A 6,252-nucleotide genomic window follows, 5' to 3' on the forward strand; every position below is an offset into this window, starting at 1 on the left:
AAAGCCAAGTTAGCGTTTAGGGTGCCGGGCGAAATTCAAGCCATTAATGTGCAAGCCGGGGATCGTGTGTCAAAAGGACAGGTCCTCGCCCGTCTCGAACCGACGGACTATCGCTTAGCGGTTGAAAATGCGAACGCAAAATTCGACGTTGCTAACTCACAGTATCAGCGTTCGGCACCGCTTGTTGAAAAAGGAATGCTAGCCCAGTCTCAGTTTGATGAACTAAAAGCGCAGCGACAAATTGCACAAGCAGAATTAGCCTTGGCTAATCTCCGTTTATCTTATGTCGCATTGAAAGCCCCCGCTGATGGAGTGATATCGAAAGTGAACGCAGAACCTTTCGAGACTATTGCTCCGGGACAAGGGATTATGAATATTCATGATGCGTCACGCGCTGATATTCGCGTTCAGGTCCCAGNTGAGCTAAAGGCGCAGCGACAAATTGCACAAGCAGAATTAGCCTTGGCTAATCTCCGTTTATCTTATGTCGCATTGAAAGCCCCCGCTGATGGAGTGATATCGAAAGTGAACGCAGAACCTTTCGAGACTATTGCTCCGGGACAAGGGATTATGAATATTCATGATGCGTCACGCGCTGATATTCGCGTTCAGGTCCCAGATGTTCTTTTTAGTCACAATGCAGGTGGGGATGCAGCATCTGTGCAAACACGCTTGCAACCTAAGGTCGTTACTGAGCAAGGGCAGTCATACAAAGCCACCGTCGATGAATTCACCGCAGAGCCAGATCCCAACAGTGGGGCATTCGTGGTGACGTTGACAATGCCAATGCCTGATGACCAATTCATATTGGATGGTATGCCGGTACAAGTCAGTATTGCTCGTGATGGATTAAAAATGACGCGTACAGGCCTTTCAGTCCCTATCGAAGCGATTTTCAATCAAGATGGCGATCCACTCGATCGCGATCATAGTTATGTTTGGGTCTACGATGAGGCCTCCCAAACGGTAAGCAAACGACAAGTCGAAATGGGCCGCATTCATGGGCAACAGATTGAAGTCGTAACGGGAGTTTCTATGGGTGAGCGTATCGTCGTCGGCGGTGCCAACCATCTGTCTGAAGGACAAAAAGTAGAATTGGCGTCAAAAGAGGAACAAGCATCATGAAGCAAGGTGTGGCGGGTTATTTTATTCAAAACAAGGTGATCAGTTGGATGATCACCCTGATTTTTCTTATCGGCGGCACCCTTGCATTCCTAGGATTAGGGCGCCTCGAAGATCCTGCTTTTACGATCAAAGATGCGATGATCGTCACCAGTTACCCGGGGGCGACACCGCAACAAGTGGAGGAAGAAGTCACCTATCCACTGGAGAAAGCGGTACAACAGCTGACTTATGTTGACGAGGTGAGATCGATTTCTAGCCGAGGCCTCTCGCAAATTACAGTGAAAATGAAACCCAAATATCGTTCAGATGATTTGCCGCAAATTTGGGATGAATTGCGACGAAAGGTCCATGATGCCCGAGGCGAGTTACCGCCTGGCGTTAATCCACCTTCAGTCAAAGACGATTTTGGCGATGTATTCGGCATCTTACTTGGAGTAACTGGAGAGGGTTACAGTTACAGCGAGCTAAAAGATTATGTTGATTTTTTGCGTCGTGAGCTGGAGCTTGTTGATGGCGTGGGCAAGGTACAAGTTAGTGGGGCTCAGCAAGAACAAGTCTTTGTCGAGGTCTCAATTCAACGATTGAGTAGCCTGGGGATCTCGCCAGATACTCAGCTTGGGACAAGCGGTGGCGATCGTAATTGTGGTGCTGTTGTTCTTTATGGGTTTGCGCTCGGGCCTATTGATTGGGCTAGTGCTCTTGCTCACTGTGCTTGGCACTTTTGTGTTCATGTACTATTTCGAGATCAACCTGCAACGCGTCTCTCTTGGTGCCTTAGTGATAGCCCTTGGGATGTTAGTCGATAATGCCATTGTGGTGGTGGAGGGGATCCTTGTCGGACTAAAACGCGGGCGAACACGATTACAAGCGGCGCATGACATTGTTACACAAACGAAATGGCCGTTGTTGGGGGCGACGGTTATTGCGGTCACCGCGTTTGCCCCGATTGGTTTGTCCGAAGACGCGACAGGGGAATACTGTGGAACGCTATTTACCGTATTGCTAATTTCTTTGCTATTGAGCTGGTTTACCGCGATCACATTGACCCCTTTCTTTGCGAGCCTCTTTTTTAAAGAAACGCCTTTAGAAGAGGGCGACGAGGGAAGCGATCCCTATAATGGTATTCTTTTTGTGGTGTATAAGCGCTTTTTAACTGCGTGCATGCACCATGCTTACCTCACTTTGCTGGTGATGGTCTTAGCGCTAGGTGCGAGCGTGTATGGTTTTGGTCATCTTAAGCAGTCCTTTTTCCCTGACTCAACCACGCCTATGTTCATGGTTGATGTGTGGTTACCGGAAGGAACTGATATTCGCGCCACACAAGACACGCTTGACGAAGTGTCAAGCTGGCTCAGCGAGCAAAAAGGGGTGAACTATGTGTCTACCAGTGCTGGGCAGGGATCGCAACGTTTTATGCTGACCTACTCACCTGAGAAAAGCTATGCCGCCTACGGTGAGCTGATAGTAAGAGTAGACCAATATGAGCATGTGAAATCAACGATGGGATTGGTGCGCGAGTATGTACGTCGCCAACACCCCAATGCACAGTTAAAACTGAAACCGATTTCTTTGGGACCATCGACGGGATCTAAAATCGAGGCACGTATTATTGGCTCCGACCCCACTGAACTTCGTGCGATAGCGAAAAAAGTGGAAGCGCGGCTGCATGATGATCCCGATGCCGTCAATATTCGCCACGATTGGCGCAACCGTACCAAGGTGCTGGAACCTGAATTTAATGAAAGCCAAGCACGTCGTTATGGGATCACCAAAAAGGATGTCGACGAGCTACTGGCGATGACATTTAGTGGCAAGCGGATTGGTGTTTATCGTGATGGTACCAATTTAATGCCCATTGTTGCGCGACTGCCGGATGAAGAGCGCGTCAATATCAATACGCTTGAAGGAATGAAAATCTGGAGTCCAGCATTGCAAGATTATATTCCCTTGCAGCAGGTCATCCTGGATTATGACATGCGTTGGGAAGATCCGATCATTATGCGGAAGAATCGTAAACGTATGCTAACTGTTTTGGCCGACCCTGATCCATTGCGAGAAACGACCGCCGCGACCGTATTGAGCCGTGTACGTGCCGATATTGAATCGATACCGATGCTGGATGGTTACAGCATTGAATGGGGCGGTGAGCATGAGTCTTCCAAGGAGGCGAAAGAAGGGCTGTTTAGTATTATGCCGCTTGGCTATTTGTTCATGTTCTTGGTCACTATTTTGCTATTTAACTCAGTGAAAGAGTCGGTCATTATTTGGCTAACGGTACCGCTGGCCGTCATCGGGGTGACCACTGGCTTATTGTTACTTGATACACCGTTTGGCTTTATGGCTTTACTGGGATTTTTAAGTTTAAGTGGGATGTTGATTAAAAACGGAATTGTGCTAATCGACCAGATAAATATAGAGGTTGAGAGTGGAAAACAGCGATACCAGGCCGTGGTTGATGCTGCGGTTAGTCGTGTGAGACCCGTTTGTATGACGGCAATTACAACCATTTTGGGGATGCTACCCCTACTACCTGATGTATTTTTCCGGCCTATGGCAGTGACCATCATGTTTGGTCTTGGGTTTGCTACCGTGCTGACCTTGATTGTGGTGCCGGTGTTGTATCGCATTTTCTATCAAATTCGTTATCACCCTGAATAACGATCAACCGGCATCGCTTAGCGCGGTGCTGTGTTTTTCAAAGTAAGAAAAACGCCAGCTGTGTATAACTTTAAAGTCATCCACAGAAACGGTTGATAACTCGGTGTATTACCGATGAAATCCGCAGCTTTATTGTGCTTGTATAAAGTCAATGATTTTTCAGTGATTCTTGCACCCGTATCACGGATGTCAGAATGAGTGCGCTGAGCTTTTTGTATTGTCGTTATCGCTAACGATTACTGATAAAAAGCCAGATTATCTGCTGACCGATAATCTGGTTTTTTTCTGCGTTGCCGAGGCTGTTACGGTTAAGCCGACGCGCTAATCAGTGATGTGTTTCACTGATAACGTAAGCTCAAAGGTTGCCATTGGTTCATCACCATGTAAGCTTGGACACGTTGCGACAATCGTCACCGGCTGGTTGATGCGTTCACCTGTCTCTATGGCATTGCCAATCATGGCACTGATTTTTTCGCCATCTTGGCAGGTGAAAATGACATCCCCTTCGGGACGTTTGTGGAAATCGGCTTGTACCGATTTAAACGCAAGGCTAATCTTCACGCCGCGCTGCTCTGCCATCGCCATCGCTAGAAAGCCGCCCGCTACATCAGCCCCTACGGCTAAAGCACCAAAATACATACTGTTCAAATGGTTTTTGGTGCGTCGACCTAGCGGAATTTTCATCGTGACATGTTTATCGTCGATCGAAAGGATCTTGGGTCGGCACCAGCCAATCATTGGGACTTTTAGGAAACCGAATAGTGATAGATGCTGATTCGCACGGGCGAGTGGAGACGAGAACATAGACACTCCTTGTTATCTGGTCTTACCTGTAACGCTACATTGATGTTTATTTGTGCGTCAACATTTTGTTAACAAACTTGCGGGCTGATGCCTTTTTTTCGCAGATAACGTAGACAGACATACATGTAATCACAGCGTCTGGATATTGGAGTGTCGAAATTTTTGGTGCGGTGTTTTTGCGTAAAGTATGATAGCATTCGCCGCCTTAAATGGCGCGTGTGCGCCTTTTGCTTTTGATTTACCTTTGGAGTGATACCTTGCAATTTGACGATTTGGGACTCGATAGACGCTTACTGTCGCTCATTGCCCACCGTGGATTTGAACAGCCAACTGATATTCAACGTCAGGCAATTCCTGTTGTTATGGCCGGGAAAGCTTTGCTGGCNGAGTGATACCTTGCAATTTGACGATTTGGGACTCGATAGACGCTTACTGTCGCTCATTGCCCACCGTGGATTTGAACAGCCAACTGATATTCAACGTCAGGCAATTCCTGTTGTGATGGCAGGGAAAGATTTGCTGGCGTCATCGAAAACGGGCTCGGGAAAAACACTGGCGTTTTTGCTGCCTGCGATGCAGCGTGTTTTGCGTTCTAAACCTCTCAGTCGTCGTGATCCACGCGTGTTAATATTGGCACCGACTCGCGAATTGGCCAAACAAGTTTATGGCCAGTTGCGGATGCTGACAAGTGGCACGACTCATAAAGCGGCCCTCGTACTGGGGGGCGAAAACTTCAATGAGCAAGCAAAGGTTTTTCGTCAGTCGCCAACTTTTGTGGTGGCCACACCTGGCCGACTCGCCGATCATTTGAAACAGCGCAACNGAGCATAGGTTGCGCCAGACACTGATGTTCTCTGCAACGTTAGATCATCAGCAAGTGACTGAAATTGCTGCCGGTATGCTAAAGTCTCCTAAGCGAGTCGCGGTTGGTGAAGCGGAAAGACTGCACAGTGATATTGAGCAGCATTTTGTACTGTGTGATCACTTGGATCATAAGCAGGCTTTGCTTGAGCACTTGATGAAAGCCAACGTGCACAAGCAAGTCATGATCTTTACTGCCACTCGCGCAGACACGGAACGATTGGCTGAGCGATTTACACAGGCAGGGTATAAAGCGATTGCGTTGAGTGGTGAGCTAAACCAAGCATCACGTAGTCGTATTATGAATGAGTTTGAGCGCGGCTTTCATGAGGTGTTGGTTACTACCGATGTTGCGTCACGCGGCTTAGATTTGTTGAATGTGTCTTTGGTCATTAATTTTGATATGCCAAAACACGCTGAGGAATATGTGCATCGCGTGGGACGGACTGGTCGGGCAGGGCACCAAGGCCTGTCTTACTCACTGGTTGGGCCGAAAGACTGGCGAAGCTTTAAAAATATTGAAGGCTTCTTGCAACAAAAGCTTGAATTTACGGCAATAGAAGGCCTAGAGGGTAAATTTAAAGGCTTTAAAGAGAAAAAAGTCCCTAATATAAAATCGCCTGGACCGGCAAAACGCCAGAAAACACCGGTTAAAAAGCAGCCTAAATCCCCGAAAAAACGAGATAAGAGCTTTTACAACAATGTGCCTGTCGGCGATGTGCCGTTAGCAAAAAAGAAAACAAAACCTGAATCCTAACGCCACAATACGTCTATCTTTTGTCGTGACTATCCGCTGTATCCCTC

2 protein-coding genes and 2 pseudogenes are annotated in these 6,252 nt (G+C 47.6%); 3 read left to right on the top strand and 1 reads right to left on the bottom strand.

The window, feature by feature from the left end; genetic code table 11:
• Both BZG79_RS12055 and BZG79_RS12060 read left to right on the top strand, forming a co-directional pair.
• The coding region (locus BZG79_RS12055; protein WP_077774487.1) for an efflux RND transporter periplasmic adaptor subunit at window positions 1-1,125 on the top strand (1,125 nt) is incomplete at its 5' end.
• Window positions 1,122-3,783, top strand: a pseudogene (locus BZG79_RS12060) (efflux RND transporter permease subunit). The gene BZG79_RS12055 and the pseudogene BZG79_RS12060, both read left to right, overlap by 4 nt.
• 321 nt (window positions 3,784-4,104) lie before the next feature.
• Here the strand turns inward: BZG79_RS12060 and BZG79_RS12065 are convergent.
• On the bottom strand, window positions 4,105-4,587 hold the full coding sequence (locus BZG79_RS12065) for a DUF4442 domain-containing protein (protein ID WP_021023545.1): 483 nt from the start codon (window positions 4,585-4,587) through the stop codon (window positions 4,105-4,107).
• Between the two features lie 396 nt (window positions 4,588-4,983).
• On the opposite strand from BZG79_RS12065, the pseudogene BZG79_RS12075 reads away from it, so the two are divergent.
• Window positions 4,984-6,205, top strand: a pseudogene (locus tag BZG79_RS12075) (DEAD/DEAH box helicase).
• Window positions 6,206-6,252 lie beyond the last annotated feature (47 nt).

The organism is Salinivibrio sp. MA427 (assembly GCF_001996115.1).
Lineage (GTDB): Bacteria > Pseudomonadota > Gammaproteobacteria > Enterobacterales > Vibrionaceae > Salinivibrio > Salinivibrio costicola.

What these genes read in the sequence shown, in the direction of transcription:
- BZG79_RS12065 (WP_021023545.1), bottom strand. Translation starts at nt 4,587, where the DNA reads ATGTTCTCGTCTCCACTCGCCCGTGCGAATCAGCATCTATCACTATTC.